2 protein-coding genes are annotated in these 1633 nt (G+C 61.5%); both read left to right on the top strand.

Annotation, left to right across the window (positions count from 1 at the left end; translation table 11 throughout):
- Positions 1 to 738, top strand: a 738-nt coding sequence (locus FV139_RS20975) for an electron transfer flavoprotein subunit beta/FixA family protein (protein WP_148070454.1), incomplete at its 5' end; no start/stop codon positions are given.
- Positions 738 to 1633, top strand: an 896-nt coding sequence (locus tag FV139_RS20970; RefSeq protein WP_148070453.1) for an electron transfer flavoprotein subunit alpha/FixB family protein, incomplete at its 3' end; no start/stop codon positions are given. The genes FV139_RS20975 and FV139_RS20970, both read left to right, overlap by 1 nt.

Here is a 1633-nt window from a genome sequence, read left to right as displayed (position 1 = left end):
GTTGCTGTAAAGCGCGTTGTTGACTACAACGTCAAGGTTCGCGCCAAAGCCGATGGCAGTGATGTTGATCTTAACAACGTCAAAATGGCCATCAACCCATTCTGTGAAATCGCCGTTGAAGAGGCCGTGCGCCTGAAAGAAGCGGGTGTCGCTACCGAAGTGGTCGTGGTATCTGTCGGCGAGAAACCCTGCCAGGAACAGATCCGCACCGCGCTGGCGCTGGGCGCCGACCGCGGCATCCAGGTGGAGACCGAAGGTCTCGTTGAGCCGCTGGTGGTTGCCAAACTGCTGAAGGGCGTTGTCGAGAAGGAAGAGCCGCAGCTGGTTATCCTCGGCAAGCAGTCCATCGACGGTGACAACAACCAGACCGGTCAGATGCTGGGCGCCCTGACCAACATGGGCCAGGGTACTTTTGCGTCCGAAGTAAAAGTAGACGGCGATTCCGTCAACGTCACCCGCGAAGTGGACGGCGGCCTGCAGACTGTCAAACTGAAGCTGCCCGCCATCGTCACCACCGACCTGCGCCTGAACGAGCCGCGCTACGCTTCCCTGCCGAACATCATGAAGGCGAAGAAGAAGCAGCTGGACGTATTCTCTCCCGCCGACCTCGGCGTGGAAGTGAAGTCCCACCTCACCCAGCTCAAGGTTGAGCCGCCGGCCGAGCGCCAGGCAGGTATCAAGGTAGCGAGCGTGGACGAGCTGGTCGACAAACTGAAGAACGAGGCGAAAGTAATCTGATGAGCACACTGGTTATTGCAGAACACGACAATAGCGCCCTGAACGGCGCTACCCTGAATGCGGTGACTGCAGCCCAGGCCCTGGGTGCAGACATCGATATCCTCGTCGCTGGTGCAGATTGCGCTTCTGTTGGCGAGCAGGCTGCTGCCGTCGCTGGCGTCAGCAAGGTGCTGGTAGCCGACAACGCTGCCTACGCGCACCAGCTGGCCGAGAACGTGGCCCTGCTGGTCGCGGAAGTCGGCGCCAGCTACGACAACGTCATCGCGCCCGCTACCAGCAACGGCAAGAACACCATGCCTCGCGTGGCGGCCCTGCTGGACGTGGCCCAGATCTCCGACATCATCGCTGTCGAGTCCGCTGACACCTTCAAGCGTCCCGTCTACGCCGGTAACGTGATTGCCACCGTGCAGACCGCTGACGCCAAGAAAGTGATCACCGTCCGTACCACGGCATTCGACGCCGCGGCTGCCGAAGGTGGCTCCGCCGCTATCGAAGCGGTTGGCGCTGCTCACGACGCCGGCATCTCCGAGTTTGTCGGTGAGGAACTGGCCAAGTCTGACCGTCCGGAACTGACTGCAGCGTCTGTTGTGATCTCCGGTGGTCGCGGCATGCAGAACGGCGAGAACTTCAAGCTGCTGGACGGCATTGCCGACAAGCTGGGCGCCGCCATTGGTGCATCCCGCGCCGCGGTAGACGCAGGCTTCGTACCCAACGATATGCAGGTCGGCCAGACCGGCAAGATCGTCGCCCCGGATCTGTACGTCGCTGTCGGCATCTCCGGTGCGATCCAGCACCTTGCGGGCATGAAGGACTCCAAGGTCATCGTCGCCATCAACAAGGACGAGGACGCCCCGATCTTCCAGGTGGCGGACTACGGCCTGGTGGCTGACCTGTT

This window comes from Parahaliea maris (assembly GCF_008064665.1).
Classification (GTDB): domain Bacteria; phylum Pseudomonadota; class Gammaproteobacteria; order Pseudomonadales; family Halieaceae; genus Parahaliea; species Parahaliea maris.
Note: the sequence above shows the minus strand (reverse complement) of the source record. Positions and strands in the feature narration are given on the sequence as shown.